Below are 16792 nucleotides of genomic sequence, written 5' to 3' on the forward strand. Positions count from 1 at the left end.
TTCGTCGGCTCGCGTCACTTCGATCTCGCTCAGATCGTTCTCACCTTCGACGACTTAGCAGTTTTTGCGCGTTTCGCCGTGGCATGCTTGTCCCGTGCAGCGGGCCGGTTGCGCGTCCTCAGGTCCACCGCCGCCTGTTGGGTTTTGGCTCCATGGTTGTGTGCGGCATATTCCTTGCCGTCGATCGGAGCAATGTGCGGCGGATCGCGATCGAGATAGGGGCGCCCGACGCCCAGCTCCTTTCCGTGCGCGTCGATCCATTTCCAAAGCCTGTCCGACGACCTCCATCGCGCGTCGCGGGTCGCGCCGTCGACGCTGACGATGTCAGCTGCAAGCCCATGGCCGTAGCCTCCGCGGAAACTGCCGCCGTGATACGACCTGTCGCTGGCCGCCTTGAGGCCGCTCGCGATCGACTGCCGGTAGTCATCGCGGAACGCGCTGGTGATGCCGGGCGACAAGCCGGCCTGTTCCGCCGCGAGAAGCGCATGAAAGAGCTTCAGCTTGAAGGTCCGATCCATGCCACCGATGACGTAGTCCGTCATGGGCATGCCGGCTCTCTCGGCCGCCTTCGTGTCCTTCCAGGCGAAATCCTCATCGACAAGCTTGGTGAACGTTCGGGTAACCTTCACCATCCTCTTCTTTTTCTTGACCGTCACCGTCCGTTGTTCCGGCACCTTGATGGTGTCTTCCTTGGGCGTCCTTTGATAGAGCGCCCACAAATAGCGGTCGATGCAGGCGTTCACGTCCCAGCACTCGTCGAGAATTGCGATAGAGTCCACCGTCTCCTTGGCGTCGTGAGCCTCCGGACCCGGCATGGTCGCTATCGGCGCCTGAACCGGTTGCGTTTCCGGCGACAGCGTCGGATCGCTCAATCTGGCTTCCACGACGGCTTCCGGATCGTGTGAGGTCGGCACCGGGTTGGATGTCGCCACCGCTTCCGACCCGCTCGCGGTCACGGCATCGACGACATCGACGGTGGCGTTCGCACTGGCGGTTGCGGGTGATATGGCGGACACCGCGTCGGCGACAACCGGAGGCGCGCGTGAATCATCGACTGACGCGCCGAGATTCTCGATTCCAGCCGAACCGAATGCTGCAAGCCAGGCGACAATGTAACTGGGCAGAACGACTGTCCGGCATATTGCCGCCGCCCCGATTCGCCGAGTGTTCACCATCCCAGCCTCCAAAGGCTCATCGGAGCCGGATTGCACAGCCAAGTATGTGACGAGACGGATTCTCGGCTCAGGGAATGATCACGCAATGGCTAAGGAAGGTTAACGATCCAACTTTCCGAAGGATGTTGCCCGAATGCAACTCGTATCCGCAGATGCTCCACGGAGAGCGCTACCCAAATCGTGCTGTCTTGTCGCGCTGACTTATCGTGCCGACTTGGGCGAGCCGAATGACGAACGCCGCAGGCGTGGTCGATTCGCAGCAGCGTCGCTCGACAATGCGGTGGTCACACGCGGACAAACCCACGTGACCGCGATGGCCGCCTGGAACGGGACGAGCGCAGCGAACGTTAGTCTCGCGTCGAAGCACCGCCTCGCGGCCGCATGGACCTTTCGCATCGTTCGCGCGTACCTTCCGCCGCCTCGGCCCGATGGTGACCGCCCGCGCGCAGCTTCCGGTCTCAATTCGGAGAAGTGAATGCCCAGGACATTGCTCAGGAAGAATGTGCTCAAGCCGAAGATCGCCGCCTTGTTCGCCGTCGGTCTCGCGCTCACGCCGGTCCAACTGCTTGCACAAGGGGTGGGAGGCACCGCACCGCCGCCCCGTCCCGGAGACCGCGGGCCCATCTCGAACGGGGTTGGCGGCACTCCACCGCCGGCCAGACCCGGCCAGCGCATGGCGCCCTCGAGCGGCGCCGGCTGGACGGCCGCGCCGGCCGCCCCTGGGGCTCCGACCGACTCCGCGGGTTCAAACCCGAATGGCCGGACCGGAAGATAAGACCGCGACCGGGCTCTCGATGAGGGAGACGCTCAGCGACCGACCATCCGCTGCAGATGCTCGGGATAGCGCTCACCCTGCACCTCGATCGCGCCGAGAGCCTTGTCAAGCTCGGCGAGATCGGCCGACGTCAGTTCGACCCGCGCAGCGCCGATGTTCTCCTCCAGGCGATGCAGCTTCGTGGTGCCGGGGATCGGCACGATCCACGGCTTCTGCGCCAGCAGCCAGGCCAGCGCGATCTGCGCTGAGGTGGCGTTCTTGCTCGCAGCGACTTGTCCGAGCAGGTCGACCAACGCCTGGTTGGCGCGGCGCGCCTCTTGCGAGAACCGCGGCACGATGTTGCGGAAGTCGTTGCTGGCGAACGTCGTGGTGGCGCTGATCGCGCCGGTGAGGAAGCCCCTGCCGAGCGGGCTGTAGGGCACGAAGCCGATGCCGAGTTCTTCGAGCGTCGGCAGTATCTCTCGCTCCGGCTCGCGCTCCCACAGCGAATATTCGCTCTGCAGCGCCGTGACCGGCTGCACTGCGTGCGCGCGCCGGATGGTCTCCGCGCCGGCCTCGGAGAGACCGAAATGCCGGACCTTGCCCGCGGCGATCAGGTCCTTCACGCTGCCTGCGACGTCCTCGATCGGCACAGCCGGATCGACGCGATGCTGGTAGAAGAGATCGATGACGTCCGTCTTCAGGCGCTTCAGCGCCGCGTCCGCAACCGCCTTGATATGTTCGGGCCGGCTGTTCAGTTCGCGCCGCTGGTCGTTCGTGGATTCGATGTCGAAGCCGAACTTGGTGGCGATCACGACATCGTTGCGGACCGGCGCCAGCGCCTCGCCGACCAGTTCCTCATTGACGAAGGGGCCGTAGACCTCCGCGGTGTCGAAAAAGGTGACACCACGCTCGACGGCAGCGCGGATCATCGCGATCCCCTGCTGCTTCTCGAGCGCCGGACCGTAGGCAAAACTGAGGCCCATACAGCCGAGACCGATTGCCGAAACCTTCAGATTGCCGTTGCCGAGTGTCCGCTTTTGCATGATGTCTCTCCGCATTCATTGCCGGGCTTGTCCGCCGCAGCATTTAGGGCGTGCCCCGGCGGGCGATTAGACATAGAGATCGGGATGGACTTATGAGCAGGACTCATGAATGCCCCGGCATGACGTCAATGACCTGATCGCCTTCCTCGCCGTTGCGCGCGAGCGCAGCTTCACGCGGGCAGCCGCACGGCTCGGCGTATCGCAATCGGCGCTCAGCCACACGGTGCGCGGGCTGGAGGAGCGGCTCGGCGTCCGGCTGTTGACCCGCACCACGCGGAGCGTCGCGCCGACCGCAGCCGGCGAGCGCCTGCTGCAAGGCGTCGGTCCGCGGCTCGAAGAGATCGATGCCGAACTTGCCGCGCTGAGTGAATTGCGCGATCGGCCCGCCGGCTCGATCCGCATCACCACCGGCGAGCACGCCGCCGAAACCGTGCTGTGGCCGGCGCTGGCGAGCTTCCTGCCGCGCTATCCCGACATCAAGGTGGAGCTCACGGTCGACGACGGGTTCACCGACATCGTCGCCGAGCGCTACGACGCCGGCGTCCGGCTCGGCGAGCAGGTGGCAAAGGACATGATCGCAGTGCGGATCGCGCCGGACTTCCGCATGGTCGTTGTCGGCGCTCCCTCCTACTTCAAGCGGCACGAGCGTCCCACACGACCGCAGGACCTGACGCAGCATGCCTGCGTCAATATCCGCCTGCGGACCTACGGCAGCATCTACGCCTGGGAGTTCGAAAAGCGTGGACGCGCGATGAAGGTCCGGGTCGACGGGCAACTGACATTCAACACCGGCTCGCTGCGGATGAAGGCGGTGCTGGCCGGGCTCGGGCTCGGATATTTCCCCGAGCAGCGGGTGCGCCCGTTCATCGCCAGGGGACAATTGGTCCAGGTGCTGGACGATTGGTGCGCGCCGTTTCCGGGCTTTCACTTGTACTATCCGAGCCGGCGACTGTCCTCGCCGGCCTTCTCGCTGCTGGTCGATGCGCTGCGCTATCGCGGCTAGATCACGACGCAGATTGAAGCGCATCATGTAACGCGGGAGATCGCGTATAACGCACGCCGAAGATATTGGAGAAGTGACGCGCCGGATCGCGCGTCGATCACGAAAACAGGAAGGTGCCGATCAGCAGACCTGCCGCGAACGCCCACAGCCCCAGCGTGCACGCCGAAACGACGCGGGCGAAGTTACGCAAGTCCACGTCCTGCAGCGTATCGTGAGTGCGATCCGTCAATTACTGGCACCCCCCTGCGGTGGCCGCCGTCGCATCCTGACGTTAGGGCCAGCTTCGGACCGATAAGTGCCCAAAAGAAGGCACAAATGGTCATGCCGGCTCACCTATTCGCGCAATGCACGAAGCAGTGCGCAACGTGTCGCGAAGCCTGGGGTCAGGTACGGGCCCACCCAACAGCCCTTCGACAAGGCTACCAGCTTTACTCAAAAGTGAGCAGGGCCGTGACAGGCCTTTTTTCGCCCGGTCAGGAGATACCCTCGGCCGCGCCAACAGGCGCAGTGAGCGCTTCGGCCGCAGGCTCTGCCGCGACGAATTTGAGGCCATAGGTCTTGCCGCGGCGCCAGACCACCTCGCAGGCGTGGCGCTTGGAGTGGTCGGCGAGCAGCGTCAGCGCGAGACGGTCCTTCACGTCGAAGGCCATCTCCGCCACGATCTTGGCGCCGCCGGGCGAGACGTCGATAACGGCGCACTCGCTCTCGGTCGCGCCGTCATCGACCGTGATCCAGGCGACGCGGTTGTTGAGCTGGCGTCGCGGCTCGCGACTGACCTTGATCCGTGCCCCATTGCTCGCCATCGTCATGACCTCAGAGGACGTTGCGCACCGTGCGCGTCGCTGGATGCCGTTCGGCGCACAACCGCTTTGGTCACAATGCCGCCATCCCCGTAAAGTCCGGCTTAGCGCGATCGCTTGAACTTTACCGGAAAGTTGACGCGGCTTTTTAGCCAACAGGGATTCCACAATTCCGTCAGCGGGATACCGGTCGCGTCGGCAATCTCGAACTTGACTCGGCCACCGCACTCTTGATGAAGTGCCGCCGTGGCATCAGCCACGCCCCCTGCAACAAGAGCGGCCGCAAGACGCCTCTTCCGACGGAAACGACCCATGCTGATCCCCCTAGCCGACGTGCCGCGCTGGTATGCCGAACGCAAACCCGCCGACGCCATTGCCGTCAGCCACGGCCAGGACGCGCTGACCTGGACGCAGCTCGAGCGCGGCGCCAACGCGCGGGCGCGCGCCTTTGCGGCCAAGGGCGTCAAGCCCGGCGACTTCGTCGCGATCGGACTGCCCAACAGCAACGCCTTCTTCGAGACCAGCTTTGCGGTGTGGAAATGCGGCGCGACGCCGACCTCGCTGTCGTGGCGGCTGCCGCGCGGCGAGGCTGCTGCCGTGCTCGACATTCTTAGACCTGCGCTCGTCGTCGGTGGCGAGGCCGACTGGAATGCGCCGAACTCGCTGCCGGCGGGTTTTGTGCCGGAGGGATTTTCCGACGAACCGCTCGATCCGCCGGTTTCGCGCTACTGGAAGGCGATGACCAGCGGCGGCTCGACCGGGCGGCCGAAGGTCATCCTCGATCACAACCCCGCTGTCATCGACACTGCCGCCGAGGCGACGCTTGGCATTGCGCAGGGCACCGCGCTGCTCAATCCAGGGCCGCTCTATCACAACGCGCCATTCATCCTCTCGCACTTTGCGCTGTTCGGGGGCGGAAGCGTCACCGGCATGGTGAAGTTCGACGCCGAGGAAACGCTCAGGCTGATCGAACGGGATCATGTGCAATGGGTGAATTTCGTGCCGACCATGATGCACCGGATCTGGGCGCTGCCCGAGGAGGTGCGCAGCCGCTACGACGTCTCGAGTTTGCAGATCGTGTTTCACATGGCAGCTCCGATGCCGCCCTGGCTGAAGGAGAAATGGATCGAATGGCTCGGGCCGGAGCGGATCTGGGAGCTCTATGGCGGCACCGAACGACAAGGCGCCTGCGTGATATCAGGTGTGGAATGGATGGCGCACAAAGGCTCGGTCGGCAAGATCGGCGAGACAGCGAAGCTGCGCATCATCGGCGAGGACGGCAACGACGTTGCGCCGGGGCAAACCGGCGAGATCTATTTCCTGCCCAATGACGGCGCCGGCACCACCTATCACTATCTCGGCGCCGCGCCGAAGCGGCGGCCAGATGGCTGGGAATCGCTCGGCGATATCGGCCGGCTCGACGAGGAAGGTTATCTCTATCTCGGTGACCGCCTCGCCGACATGGTGCTGCGCGGCGGCGCCAACATCTATCCGGCCGAGGTCGAGGCCGCGGTGAGCGCGCATCCCGAGGTGCGCTCCTGCGTCGTGGTCGGCCTGCCCGACCCGGAATTCGGCCAGCGCGTGCACGCGATCCTCGAGCTCGCCGACGATGCCGATGCACAAAAGATCGCCGACAGCATGGGCGATTTCCTGAGCGACAGGCTGAGCCGCTACAAGCACCCCGAGAGCTTCGAGCACGTTGGCGCGCCGCTGCGCGACGATTCCGGAAAGGTCCGCCGCACGCTGCTGCGCGACGAGCGCGCTGCGTGGCTGAAAGAGGATCGCGGCTTCCGCATCATGCCGGCGCGCAAATCGTCAAGGAGCGATTGAGTTCAATTCATCTTGCGAGGGGCCGATCTGCACGCCACATGAGCTGTGCAGGCGCCCGCTTAGGGTATATCTTTCCACCTTCCCTGCCGGCAGAACCTCGAATCTACTCGAGGTTCCCTCGCCCTGCACGCCAGGAGATCCTTCATGGCCTCATTGACCGAATGGAAAGTGCCGCCGGCCTTCCAGCCCCGTTCCGAAGATTATCGCTTCGATCTCGATCGCGCGCTGATGAGTGTGGTCGGACTGCATTCGATCATTCCGCCTGATGCGTTCAGCGCGGAAACGCTCGGCACCGAGCGCACCGGCAATGGCGTCTTGATCGACGACGGGCTGGTACTGACGATCGGCTACCTTATCACGGAGGCCGAAGCGGTATGGCTGCATCTCGGCGACGGCCGCGCGGTGGAGGGGCATACGCTCGGCTTCGATTTCGAATCCGGCTTCGGCCTGGTGCAGGCGCTCGGTCGGCTCGACGTCGAACCGCTGCCGATCGGCTCGTCGGCGGCGACACGGGTCGGCGACAATGTCGTGGTCGGCGGCGTCGGCGGCCGCACGCGCTCGGTGGCCAGCCAGGTCGCGGCGAAGCAGGAATTCGCGGGCTATTGGGAGTATCTGCTCGACGAGGCGATCTTCACCCATCCGTCGCATCCGAACTGGGGCGGCACCGGGCTGATTTCCGACACCGGTGAACTGCTCGGCATCGGCTCGCTGCAGCTCGAACGCGAGCGATCAGGCCGGGCCGAGCATGTCAACATGATCGTGCCGATCGATCTCCTGAATCCGGTGCTGAGCGATCTGCGCAAGTTCGGCCGCGTCAACAAGCCGGCGCGGCCATGGCTCGGCATGTACACCACCGAGATCGACGACCGCATCGTCGTGGTCGGCATCGCCAGCAAGGGACCCGCGGCGCGCGCCGAACTGAAGACCGGCGACGTGATCCTCGCGGTCGCAGGCGAGAACGTGACGAGCCAGACCGAGTTCTATCGGAAACTGTGGTCGCTCGGCTCGGCCGGCGTCGACGTGCCGCTGACCGTCTATCACGAGGGCGTCACCTTCGACGTGACCTTGACCTCGATTGACCGCGCCAAGCTGTTGAAGGCGCCGCGGCTGCACTGAAGCGTGGGGAAGAGGCCGCAACGATGAGCGACGTCGTGGTGGACGACATCGTGGCTGTGCTGCCACCGTTGCTGCAGACGCTGGAATCGCTGTCCTTTGTCGCGCGCAATCTCAACCCGCAAGAGTTCGGCCGCGTCATGGACATCGCGGGCGAGCCCGACGAGGCGCTGCAGGCGGTGCGGCCCCGGCTTGCGGACTGGCCGGAGAAATTCGCCCACATCAAGACGGCGTTGGAAGTGTCCATCGAGGCGGCGCTTGCAGGCTATGCGGGCCTGCGCACCGTGCAGAGCGGCGAAGGCGATCTCGTCAGCGTGTTCCGCGCGTTGCGCTATGGACCGCGGGCGCTGGAGGCGCTCTATTCGCTCACCGAGCTGCCGCCGGTCAGCGGCTTCTTCATCGCGCCCGAATTGCGCGACGACGCCGAGTTGCAGGCCAGGCTCGCGGCCGTCCCCAACGACGACACCGGCGTCTTCCACGAGCGCAACGAGCCGGGCAGCCGCGGCGGCTTCTCGATGTATGTGCCGGAATATTACACGCCCGAGCGCACCTGGCCGCTGGTGATGGCGCTGCATGGCGGCAGCGGCAACGGCCGCAGCTTCCTGTGGAGCTGGCTGCGCGATGCCCGCAGCCGCGGCGCCATCCTGGTGGCGCCGACCGCGACAGGATCGACATGGGCGCTGATGGGCGACGACACCGACACGCCGAACCTCAACCGTATCATCGACCAGGTGCGCGAGCGCTGGCGCATCGACGAGACGCGGATGCTGCTCACGGGCATGAGCGACGGCGGCACCTTCAGCTATGTCACCGGCCTCGACGGCGCCTCGCGCTTCACGCATCTTGCGCCCGTCGCGGCGACGTTCCACCCGCTGATGGCGGAGGTTGCCGATGCGGAGCGGCTGCGCGGCCTGCCGATCTTCATCACCCATGGCCGGCTCGACTGGATGTTTCCGGTGCAGACCGCGCGGCAGACCCAAGGACTGCTGTCGGCCGCCGGCGCCAAGGTCACCTATTGCGAGATAGACGACCTCAGCCACTGCTATCCTCGCGAAATCAATGCGGAGATATTGCAGTGGCTGAACGGCGGCGCGTGAGAGACTTCGATCCATCCGGTTTCGTCATTGCTAGCGAAGCAATCCATTGTCACTGGCACGCGAACAGATGGATTGCTTCGCTTACGCTCGCAATGACCCATTCACCCGCGGCTTGAGCAGGTCGGCGAAGCCGACCCGATGCAACATCTCGTTGCGCACGCGGTCGATCACGCCGAACGCCACCTCGGCACCATCCTGGGTCGGATCGATGTGAACGCGGAATGGCCGCCTGCCGAACGGCGTGTCGACGACCTTGACGATGGCATCGGCGACCAGTGATGCGTCGGCATCCTCGGGCACGATCGCCGCGAACGCCTTCATGATCTCCTCGCCGAAACCGGCATAGGGCCCCGCTTCATATTCGGCGAGCCGCGCCTGATCGGCGGGACGGCCGGAATGGGCGAAGTGATTGGTGCCGCCGGTGAAGGCGCCGGGCACGATGATCGAGGTCTCGATGCCCCAGCGCGACAGCTCGCGCGCATAGATCACCGCCATCGCGTCCATGCCGGCCTTCGCTGCGAAATACGGCGCCAGATAAGGCGGCGAGCCGCCGGCCGTGCTGCTGCTCGACACCCACAGCAGCAACCCCCTGCCCTGCTTGCGCAGCTGCGGCAGCGCCGCGCGATTGACCCGCTGGGTCGAAAGCACGTTGACGTCGTAGAGTTCGGCGAGCTGCTCAGGCGTGAACGCCTCCGCCGGTCCGAACACCATGTGGCCGGCGTTGTGCATGACGACGTCGAGGCGGCCCTCTTCGGCGACGATCCTGGCGATCGCCTCATCGACTGAGGCCTGTGAGCCGACATCGAGCTCGAGCGATCGCAGATCGACGTTGTTGTCCCGGGCGAATTCCTCGATATCGGCGACTGCAGCGGCGTTGCGGCCCGCGGTCCGGCGCATCGAGGCGTAGACGGTGTGGCCAGCCCTGGCGAGCGCGTTGGCGGTGAGGCGGCCGAAGCCGCTCGACGCACCGGTGATGACGATGACCTGTTTCATGACACATATCCTTGTGGTGTTGAGTTGAATGGGTGCGTGAGGGCGTCAGACCAGGCCGCCATTGGCGCGCAGCGTCTGGCCGTTGATCCAGGAGCCGTCGGGACCAGCGAGGAAGGCAACGGCGGCCGCGATGTCCTCGGGCGTGCCGAGCCGCTCCAGCGGCACCATCTTGGCGAAGCGCTCGATCAGCTCATCCGACTTGCCGTTGAGGAAAAGATCGGTCGCAGTCGGACCGGGCGCGACCGCATTCACGGTGATCGCGCGGCCACGCAATTCCTTGGACAGGATCGCAGTGAGATGCTCGATCGCGGCCTTGGTCGCGACATAGATGCCGTAGGTCTCGAGCCTGGTGCCGACCACGCTGGTCGAGAAGTTGATGATGCGTCCGCCGTTGCGCAGCCGCCGCGCCGCCTCGCGCATCGTGTTGAAGCTGCCTTTAAGATTCACCGCGATCTGCTGGTCGAACAGCGCATCGTCGCTGTCGGCGATCTTCGCGAGCTTCATGATGCCGGCATTGTTGACGAGAACGTCGACGCCGCCGAACGCCGCCTCCGCCGCGTCGAACATGCCGCGCACGGAGTTGGCGTCGCTGACATCGGCCTTCGCCGTCAGCGCCCGGCCGCCGGCCGCCTCGATCCGGTCGGCAACCGCCTGGGCTACCTTCGCATCGCCGGAGTAGTTGATGACGACGGTGAAGCCGTCTTTGGCGAGGCGCTCGGCGACCGCCGCGCCGATCCCGCGGGAGGCGCCAGTTACCAGAGCTACCTTGTTGGTCTGATTGGTCATTTTCTCTCTCCATCTGAATGTGCGGACCAGCCGCGTTCGATGGAAGGACGCTACACCTTGGCGCAGGCCGGATAATCGTGCATTTTCTGGCATCACTATTCGTTGTTCTCGGATAAATGCGATGGACCGGTTTGACGCAATGCGCGTGTTCACCCGCGTGGTGGAGCGCCGCAGCTTTTCCCTGGCAGCCGACGATCTCGGGCTGCCGCGCTCGACCGTGACCGACGCGGTGAAGGGGCTGGAGGCGCGGCTCGGGGTGCGGCTGCTCGAGCGCACCACGCGCACGGTGCGCCCGACGCTCGATGGCGAGGCGCATTACCGGCGCTGCCTGTCGCTGATATCGGATCTCGAGGACGCCGAGGGCGCCTTCGGCGGCGCCAAGCCGAAGGGCCTGTTGCGGCTCGAAGTGCAGGGCACGCTGGCGCGGCACTTCCTGCTGCCTAACCTGCCAGGCTTCCTGTCCGAATACCCTGATATCGAGATCACGATGAGCGAGAGCGATCGCTGGATCGATCTGATCCGCGAAGGTGTCGATTGCGTGCTGCGCTTCGGCCAAGTGCGCGACAGCGATATGATCGCGCGGCAGGTGGTGATGCTCGACCGACTGACCTGCGCCGCGCCCAACTATTTCGCGCGCTACGGCACACCGACCGATCCGCTTGCGCTCGACGGGCATCGCATGATCGGGATCCGCTCGCTGACGACGGGCCGGCTGCGTCAGATGGAGTTCGTGATCGACGGCGTGCTGAAGGAATTCCCGCTGCCGGCTCCGATGTCGGTGACCGGGCCGGAAAGCTATCTTGCGACGGCCAAGCTGGGTCTCGGCCTCGTGCAGGTTCCGCGTTTTCACGCCGAAGCCGATCTGGCGCGGGGAACACTGGTGGAGATCCTGCAGCATTGCCGGCCGCCATCTGTTCCGGTCTCTCTACTTTATCCACGCAATCGCCAGCTTTCGCCACGAGTTCGCGTGTTCATCGACTACGTGACGCGGGCGTTTGGTCGCAGTTGAGGCCCCGCCGGAACCCCGGCCGCCCCGGCGACGTTATCCGGCCAACACCGGAGGACTTGCGATGCGATTCTTTTTCGGAATGATCCTGGGCGCGCTGATCCTGATCGGCGGCGTCTATGTCTACGATTCCTCGCAGACATCGAGCGAGGCGAATGGACAAGTCGCTCGGGACAGCCGCACCATCGTCAATTGGGATGTCGCCGCCCAGGACTGGAACGCGCTGAAGGCGCGTGCCCATGAGGAATGGACAAAGGTCGCGTCGAAGTAGCGAATTGTCTTTTCGATCACGCCCAGGCAAATGGCCTCTCCCGCGGGAGAGGCCTTTTTTGATTGCGGCAGGATTTAGTTCTTCTCAATCTTGCGGCCCATATTGGCCTTGCGGGCGTCGGCGATCACCTGCTCGAACTGATCCATCGTGAGCACGCCGGGCACGCGGAATTTGCCGACGATGAAAGCGGGTGTGCCGTTGAACCCGAAGGCTTCCGCCTGGTCGTTGTTGCGCGCAAGCACCGCGTCGATCGCCTTCGCGTTGGTGTCGAGATCCTTCTTGAGGCGATCCATGTCGAGGCCTGCGCCCGACAACAATTCGCCGATGCGCGGCTCGGTGATGCGCGAATTGACCGCCATCATCGCTTCATGCGCGACGAGGAACTTGTCCTGATAGCGCGCCGCGAGCGCCATCCGCGCGGCGACCTTGGACACCGGTCCGAGGATCGGCCAGTCCTTCAGCACCAGGCGCACCTTGCCGTCGTCATGCACCACCTGGCGCAGTTCCGGCTCGAGCTTGCGGCAATAGGGGCAGTTGTAGTCGAACCATTCGACGATGGTGATGTCGCCTTCGGGATTTCCCGCCACCGGGATATCCGGGTCGCGCAGCACCTGCGCCTCCGTCAGGACCTTCTCTTCTTCCTCGGCACTGGCGCGGGCGGTTCCCGCAGCCAGCAGCGCGACGCCGGCGCCGAACAGGCCGAGCGCGTCGCGGCGGGTGGGGGTGATCACGGATGGTCTCGTTAAGCGGTTCATATCTGGCTTTCGCGGGGGGGCCCGTCGGCTCTACGCTCAGGACACGTGGATGTTACGCACCAGCATATAGATCGCCACCACGATAATGACAGTCGCAAATACGATGTTGAGCGCGCCGCGCCGTTCCGACAGGTGCCGGGCGCTGCGGGTGCCTACCAGGCCCCCGGCGATGCCGCCCGCGACAAAGAGCGCCGCCAGTCCCCACGACACCAGCCCGGACCACGCATAGCTCAAGGCCGTGGTCATGCCGAAGGCGGTCACGGCGACCAGCGAGGAACTGACGGCGTTCATGATCGGCATGCCGGTCGCCAGCATCAAGGCCGGCACGATCAGGAAGCCGCCGCCGATGCCGAAAAAGCCAGACATGGTTCCGGTCGCAAGGCCAAGGCCGACGATCGCCGGCATGTTGTCCATGCCGAACTTGATGTCGGTCACTCCGACCCGCGCCCGGGTCTTCAGCATCAGCGCGGCGATCACCAGCATCACCAGCGAGAACATCGCGAGCAGCTTCTGCCCGTCGAGCATCTTGCCGAGGATCGAGCCGCCGAACGCACCACACATGCCGGCGAGCGCGAACACTATCGCGCAGGACCAGATCACCGTGCCGCCGCGGGCATGGTTGGAGAGGTTGATCGCGGCATTGGCGGCGACCGCGATCGCCGACGTCCCGATCGCGACATGCGGCTCGGGCACGCCGACCACATAGACCATCAGCGGCACGGCCAGGATCGACCCGCCACCGCCGACCAGGCCGAGCGAAAAACCGACCAGCATGCCCGATGCCAGTCCAAGCACACTTTGCGTTGCGGAGAAGACCAAGAGGAACAGACTCGCGTTTGAGGCCGCGATCCTAGAAGGATTTGCTGCCTCACGCCATGCCAATAGCACAAAACTGCACTGCAACTGTCGTTAGTGCACCAGTAATGTGACGGCAAGCGGCACCAGCAGCGCGGTGATCAGCGCATTGAGGCTCATCGCGATGCCGGAGAAGACGCCAGCCACCTCGTCGACCTGGAAGGCACGCGCGGTGCCGATGCCATGCGCGGCGATGCCGGCCGCAAAGCCGCGGGCCCGATAGTCGGTGATGCCGGTGAAGTTCATCAGCGGCGTCACGACGATCGCGCCCATGATGCCGGTGAGGATCACCGACACCGCGGTCAGCGAGGGATCGGCATGCAGGGATTCGCTGATGCCCATGGCGACGCCCGCCGTCACCGACTTCGGCGCCAGCGACAGGATGACGTCGCGCGGCAGCCCGAAGGCCTTTGCCAGCAGCACGACGGAGACGATCGCCGTGATCGAGCCGACCGCGAGCGCAACCACCATCGGCAGGATCGCGGCCACAACCCGCCTGCGATTCTCGTACAGCGGTACCGCAAGTGCGACGGTGGCGGGGCCGAGCAGGAAATGCACGAACTGCGCGCCGGCGAAGTAGGTGGTGTAGGAGGTCTTGGTCACCAGCAGGAAGACACCGATGATCCACACCGAATGCAGCACCGGGTTGGCGAGCGGGTGACGGCGCGTCTTGAGCGACACCGCGTCGGCTACCGCATAGGTCAGTAGCGTCACCGTGAGCCAGAGCAGCGGCGATTGTGACAGATAGACCCAGAGCGAGAAGGGATTGTCGCTCACGGCTTGTCCTCGCCGCGCGAGATCAGGCTGCTGGCAGCGACAAAGGTCGCAACCGTCGCGAGCAGCGTGACGATGACCGACACGGCGAGGATCACCAGGATCGCGACGCCGTGGTCCGCGAGCAGATCGAGCTTCTGGACCACGCCGACGCCCGCCGGGATGAACAGGAGCGAGAGATTCGCCAGCATCGCCCGGCTGGCACTCTCGACGCCGTCATTGCCAAGCGGCCCGCGCGCCAGCGCCGGAAAGCGATCGCGACCGAGCAACAGCAACAACAACAGCATCAGACCGACGACCGGACCGGGCACCGGCACGGCAAGCTCGCGCACCGCGACTTCGCCGATCAGTTGGCAGAACAGGATCAGGCTGAGGCTGGCGATCATGTGGGCATCCAAGCGATACGCCCATCAGGTCGCCGCGGCGGGAGGTTGTCAATGCGCCGACGCCAGGCTGATGCGCAGATATTGGGCGCACCTCTGCTAGTACCGTCATCCTGATGTGCGAGCCTTGCGGCGCTGGGCGAGCCTCGAAGGATGCACGGCCACCAGCCGGGCCGTCGATGCTTCGAGACGCCGCTTCGCGGCTCCTCCAGCGACAACGGCTTTGCCGTTGCGCGGGCAAGACGGGATCACGTCTTGACCTCCCTTGCCTATTACTCCCGCCCTTGCAGCGCCATCAGCGTGCCGGTCATGGTCGCGACCAGCGTTTCGACGCCGTCGTTGAGCGCGTAGGCCCCTGCCTCGCAGAATGTCAGCGTGCGGCCGGGCTTGACCACATGGGCGCGAAAGGCGAAGCGCTCGCCTTTCGCCGGCGCCAGCAGATTGGTCTTGAACTCCACCGTCAGGATGTCACAGCCGGCGGGCATCAGCGTGAAGGCGGCGACGCCGCAGGCGTTGTCGAGACCCGCGGTGATAATGCCGGCATGAACGAATCCGTTCTGCTGGGTGAAATCGGGCGAATAGGACATCGCGAGTTCGACCTCGCCGGGCTCCAGGCGCGCGATCGAGATACCGAGCGTCTGCATCGCGCGCTGGCGCTCGAACATGTCGGTCGCGACGGCGCGATAGTCCGGGTTCTTGGGCTGGAAGGACGACATGACGGTCATGCAATGGTTGGTTCTGACGGCACCAGGTGCTGCAGCGCGGTGTAGCGGATCGCCGGTGCGAACGGCGTCGATTTGCGCGCCGCGCGATCCAGGTGCACGGCCGTGATCTCGCAGGTCGCGGCGACCTCTCCGGTTTCCGCGTTGCGCATCTCGTGCAGCACGCGGATCGCCTTGTCGCGGAATTCCAGCAGCCGGCTCTTGACCTCGACGATGTCGCCGGCGAGCAGCTCGCGCTTGTAGGAGACGTTCTGCTGCACGGCGGCCATGCCGCGGCCGGACTCGCGCAGATAGCCCGGCGTCAGGCCGAGCCGCGCGAACATGTTCCAGGTCGCCTCGTCGAACTTGCCGACATACCACATGACGTTCATGTGGCCGACGTGGTCGCAATGCCAGGGATAGACCGTGCCGCGATAGGTTGCCTCGCCCTCCATCGTGCCGCTCCCGTTTTCATTGTTGATACGGTAGCGTATCACTGACGAAGCAAGCTAGCAATACGGTACCGTATCAAGGAAATGGCACGAGACACCCGATGACTGAGGGCAGAGGCGATGTCTGGGTGGCGGCCGGCTTTGCCGAGCTCGCACGCTCCGGCGTCGACGGCGTGCGCGTCGAGGTGCTGGCGAAGAATCTCGGCGTCACCAAGGGCGGCTTCTATCGCCGCTTCAAGGATCGCGCCGCGCTGCTCGAGGCCATGCTGGCGCACTGGCGCGACGGCCGCATCGCCACGATCGAGAAGCACACCGCGCTCGACGGCGCCACCGCGCGCGAGCGGCTGAAGGCGATCATCGCGCTCTATTCGGAGCACATGAACACCGAGGCGATGGCGATCGAGCTCGCGATCCGGCAGTGGGCGCGCAGCGACGAGGCCGCCGCGGTGGCGGTCGCTAGCGTCGACGCGGCGCGGCTGAAGAATGTCGGACAGCTCTATCGCGCGACCGGGCTTTCGGCCGAACAGGCCGAAGCGAAGGCCTTCCTGTTCTACTGCTTCATCTTCGGCCAGAGCCTGCTGTTTCTCGAACGCAGCCCGCGCGGCCGGGCGCAGCTGCTGGCCAAATCCGCTGACAAGCTGCTGCCAGACAGCTAGACCTTCGGTCCTGATTGCTGTTTTGAGGCGTTTTCTTGACGCGAACCGGCACCCACTTCGCTCGAAAACGCTCTCAACAAAAAAGCGGCCGGTTGGTCACCGGCCGCTCGCCAAAGTCAGGCCGAAAGGCTCAGGCGCCCTTCAGGTGCTTGTTGCATTCGCTGTAGTAGCCGCCGCCCTTCTGGATCCACTTCAAGCCGCCATTGCCGCCGGTCGCCTTGTTGGCATTGTACTGGTCGACGCAGGTGTGCATGCGCTGCTTGCCCTCGGACTCCTTGGAGTATTTGGGATCGACGGCGTTCGGAAACACGGCCTGACCTGCCGGTGCCGGTGCTGCGGCGG

At 65.0% G+C, this 16792-nt stretch carries 19 protein-coding genes and 1 pseudogene; 7 read left to right on the top strand and 13 right to left on the bottom strand.

Annotation, left to right across the window (positions count from 1 at the left end):
• Positions 1-29 precede the first annotated feature (29 nt).
• Together AS156_RS04910 and AS156_RS04915 are read right to left on the bottom strand one after the other, a co-directional pair.
• The gene (locus AS156_RS04910; RefSeq protein ID WP_347336607.1) at positions 30-872 is read right to left on the bottom strand and encodes a hypothetical protein; all 843 of its coding nucleotides are present in this window, start codon (positions 870-872) and stop codon (positions 30-32) included.
• A 1110-nt stretch (positions 873-1982) separates the two neighbouring features.
• Positions 1983-2975, bottom strand: a complete 993-nt coding sequence (locus AS156_RS04915; protein WP_066500795.1) for an aldo/keto reductase — start codon at positions 2973-2975, stop codon at positions 1983-1985.
• Between the two features lie 109 nt (positions 2976-3084).
• Here AS156_RS04915 and AS156_RS04920 point away from each other — a divergent pair, with 109 nt between their 5' ends.
• The gene (locus AS156_RS04920; RefSeq protein ID WP_066500797.1) at positions 3085-3978 is read left to right on the top strand and encodes a LysR family transcriptional regulator; all 894 of its coding nucleotides are present in this window, start codon (positions 3085-3087) and stop codon (positions 3976-3978) included.
• Between the two features lie 97 nt (positions 3979-4075).
• Here AS156_RS04920 and AS156_RS45595 read toward each other — a convergent pair whose 3' ends face one another.
• Entirely contained in the window at positions 4076-4207 is a 132-nt protein-coding gene (locus AS156_RS45595) for a hypothetical protein (protein WP_283807905.1), read from the bottom strand.
• 244 nt (positions 4208-4451) lie between these two features.
• Entirely contained in the window at positions 4452-4781 is a 330-nt protein-coding gene (locus AS156_RS04925) for a PilZ domain-containing protein (RefSeq protein ID WP_160331057.1), read from the bottom strand.
• A 309-nt stretch (positions 4782-5090) separates the two neighbouring features.
• Here AS156_RS04925 and AS156_RS04930 point away from each other — a divergent pair, with 309 nt between their 5' ends.
• The 3 genes from AS156_RS04930 (at position 5091) to AS156_RS04940 (ending at position 8818) form a co-directional block, all read left to right on the top strand.
• A complete protein-coding gene (locus tag AS156_RS04930; RefSeq protein WP_066500804.1) occupies positions 5091-6608 on the top strand; it encodes an AMP-binding protein in 1518 nt (505 codons plus the stop codon).
• Between the two features lie 144 nt (positions 6609-6752).
• Entirely contained in the window at positions 6753-7724 is a 972-nt protein-coding gene (locus AS156_RS04935; RefSeq protein WP_066500805.1) for a S1C family serine protease, read from the top strand.
• A 23-nt stretch (positions 7725-7747) separates the two neighbouring features.
• Positions 7748-8818, top strand: a complete 1071-nt coding sequence (locus tag AS156_RS04940; RefSeq protein WP_066500811.1) for a carboxylesterase family protein — start codon at positions 7748-7750, stop codon at positions 8816-8818.
• Positions 8819-8899: 81 nt separating this feature from the next.
• Here AS156_RS04940 and AS156_RS04945 read toward each other — a convergent pair whose 3' ends face one another.
• Together AS156_RS04945 and AS156_RS04950 are read right to left on the bottom strand one after the other, a co-directional pair.
• Positions 8900-9811 carry an SDR family oxidoreductase gene (locus tag AS156_RS04945; RefSeq protein WP_066500813.1) on the bottom strand — a complete coding sequence of 304 codons (912 nt, stop codon included), beginning with the start codon at positions 9809-9811 and terminating at the stop codon, positions 8900-8902.
• A gap of 45 nt (positions 9812-9856) precedes the next feature.
• Complete coding sequence (locus AS156_RS04950) at positions 9857-10597, bottom strand: SDR family oxidoreductase (protein ID WP_066500815.1); 741 nt, start codon at positions 10595-10597, stop codon at positions 9857-9859.
• A gap of 121 nt (positions 10598-10718) precedes the next feature.
• Between AS156_RS04950 and AS156_RS04955 the strand changes: the two genes are divergently transcribed.
• Positions 10719-11606: a LysR family transcriptional regulator gene (locus AS156_RS04955; RefSeq protein WP_066500817.1), complete on the top strand. Its 888-nt coding sequence runs from the start codon at positions 10719-10721 to the stop codon at positions 11604-11606.
• A 61-nt stretch (positions 11607-11667) separates the two neighbouring features.
• On the top strand, positions 11668-11874 hold the full coding sequence (locus AS156_RS04960) for a hypothetical protein (RefSeq protein ID WP_066500824.1): 207 nt from the start codon (positions 11668-11670) through the stop codon (positions 11872-11874).
• A gap of 74 nt (positions 11875-11948) precedes the next feature.
• Here the strand turns inward: AS156_RS04960 and AS156_RS04965 are convergent, their stop codons facing one another.
• The 6 genes from AS156_RS04965 to AS156_RS04990 all read right to left on the bottom strand — a co-directional run bounded on the left by AS156_RS04965 (position 11949) and on the right by AS156_RS04990 (position 15797).
• Complete coding sequence (locus AS156_RS04965) at positions 11949-12629, bottom strand: DsbA family protein (protein ID WP_066500827.1); 681 nt, start codon at positions 12627-12629, stop codon at positions 11949-11951.
• Positions 12630-12665: 36 nt separating this feature from the next.
• Positions 12666-13403 carry a sulfite exporter TauE/SafE family protein gene (locus AS156_RS04970; protein WP_066500829.1) on the bottom strand — a complete coding sequence of 246 codons (738 nt, stop codon included), beginning with the start codon at positions 13401-13403 and terminating at the stop codon, positions 12666-12668.
• 135 nt (positions 13404-13538) lie between these two features.
• Positions 13539-14261, bottom strand: coding sequence for an LrgB family protein (locus AS156_RS04975; protein ID WP_066500830.1), 723 nt, complete (start codon positions 14259-14261; stop codon positions 13539-13541).
• A complete protein-coding gene (locus AS156_RS04980; protein ID WP_066500832.1) occupies positions 14258-14644 on the bottom strand; it encodes a CidA/LrgA family protein in 387 nt (128 codons plus the stop codon). The genes AS156_RS04975 and AS156_RS04980 overlap by 4 nt, the downstream gene beginning before the upstream one ends.
• A 269-nt stretch (positions 14645-14913) precedes the next feature.
• Positions 14914-15357, bottom strand: a complete 444-nt coding sequence (locus AS156_RS04985; protein WP_066501003.1) for a PaaI family thioesterase — start codon at positions 15355-15357, stop codon at positions 14914-14916.
• A 5-nt stretch (positions 15358-15362) separates the two neighbouring features.
• Positions 15363-15797, bottom strand: a complete 435-nt coding sequence (locus tag AS156_RS04990; RefSeq protein WP_066500833.1) for an acyl-CoA thioesterase — start codon at positions 15795-15797, stop codon at positions 15363-15365.
• 98 nt (positions 15798-15895) lie between these two features.
• On the opposite strand from AS156_RS04990, the gene AS156_RS04995 reads away from it, so the two are divergent.
• A complete protein-coding gene (locus AS156_RS04995) occupies positions 15896-16450 on the top strand; it encodes a TetR/AcrR family transcriptional regulator (RefSeq protein WP_066500835.1) in 555 nt (184 codons plus the stop codon).
• 130 nt (positions 16451-16580) lie between these two features.
• Here the strand turns inward: AS156_RS04995 and AS156_RS43940 are convergent.
• Positions 16581-16792, bottom strand: a pseudogene (locus AS156_RS43940) (hypothetical protein); the annotation flags it as partial.

Origin of the sequence: Bradyrhizobium macuxiense (assembly GCF_001542415.1) — a bacterium.
Taxonomy (GTDB): domain Bacteria; phylum Pseudomonadota; class Alphaproteobacteria; order Rhizobiales; family Xanthobacteraceae; genus Bradyrhizobium; species Bradyrhizobium macuxiense.

Excerpts from the sequence above, each read along its gene's own strand:
- AS156_RS04930 (WP_066500804.1), top strand. The coding sequence starts at position 5,091 with ATGCTGATCCCCCTAGCCGACGTGCCGCGCTGGTATGCCGAACGCAAA.
- AS156_RS04955 (WP_066500817.1), top strand. The coding sequence starts at position 10,719 with ATGGACCGGTTTGACGCAATGCGCGTGTTCACCCGCGTGGTGGAGCGC.
- AS156_RS04915 (WP_066500795.1), bottom strand. The coding sequence starts at position 2,975 with ATGCAAAAGCGGACACTCGGCAACGGCAATCTGAAGGTTTCGGCAATC.
- AS156_RS04945 (WP_066500813.1), bottom strand. The coding sequence starts at position 9,811 with ATGAAACAGGTCATCGTCATCACCGGTGCGTCGAGCGGCTTCGGCCGC.
- AS156_RS04950 (WP_066500815.1), bottom strand. The coding sequence starts at position 10,597 with ATGACCAATCAGACCAACAAGGTAGCTCTGGTAACTGGCGCCTCCCGC.
- AS156_RS04925 (WP_160331057.1), bottom strand. The coding sequence starts at position 4,781 with ATGGCGAGCAATGGGGCACGGATCAAGGTCAGTCGCGAGCCGCGACGC.
- AS156_RS04965 (WP_066500827.1), bottom strand. The coding sequence starts at position 12,629 with ATGAACCGCTTAACGAGACCATCCGTGATCACCCCCACCCGCCGCGAC.
- AS156_RS04985 (WP_066501003.1), bottom strand. The coding sequence starts at position 15,357 with ATGTCGTCCTTCCAGCCCAAGAACCCGGACTATCGCGCCGTCGCGACC.
- AS156_RS04935 (WP_066500805.1), top strand. The coding sequence starts at position 6,753 with ATGGCCTCATTGACCGAATGGAAAGTGCCGCCGGCCTTCCAGCCCCGT.
- AS156_RS04920 (WP_066500797.1), top strand. The coding sequence starts at position 3,085 with ATGCCCCGGCATGACGTCAATGACCTGATCGCCTTCCTCGCCGTTGCG.
- AS156_RS04990 (WP_066500833.1), bottom strand. The coding sequence starts at position 15,797 with ATGGAGGGCGAGGCAACCTATCGCGGCACGGTCTATCCCTGGCATTGC.
- AS156_RS04995 (WP_066500835.1), top strand. The coding sequence starts at position 15,896 with ATGACTGAGGGCAGAGGCGATGTCTGGGTGGCGGCCGGCTTTGCCGAG.
- AS156_RS04980 (WP_066500832.1), bottom strand. The coding sequence starts at position 14,644 with ATGATCGCCAGCCTCAGCCTGATCCTGTTCTGCCAACTGATCGGCGAA.
- AS156_RS04960 (WP_066500824.1), top strand. The coding sequence starts at position 11,668 with ATGCGATTCTTTTTCGGAATGATCCTGGGCGCGCTGATCCTGATCGGC.
- AS156_RS04970 (WP_066500829.1), bottom strand. The coding sequence starts at position 13,403 with ATGCTGGTCGGTTTTTCGCTCGGCCTGGTCGGCGGTGGCGGGTCGATC.
- AS156_RS04940 (WP_066500811.1), top strand. The coding sequence starts at position 7,748 with ATGAGCGACGTCGTGGTGGACGACATCGTGGCTGTGCTGCCACCGTTG.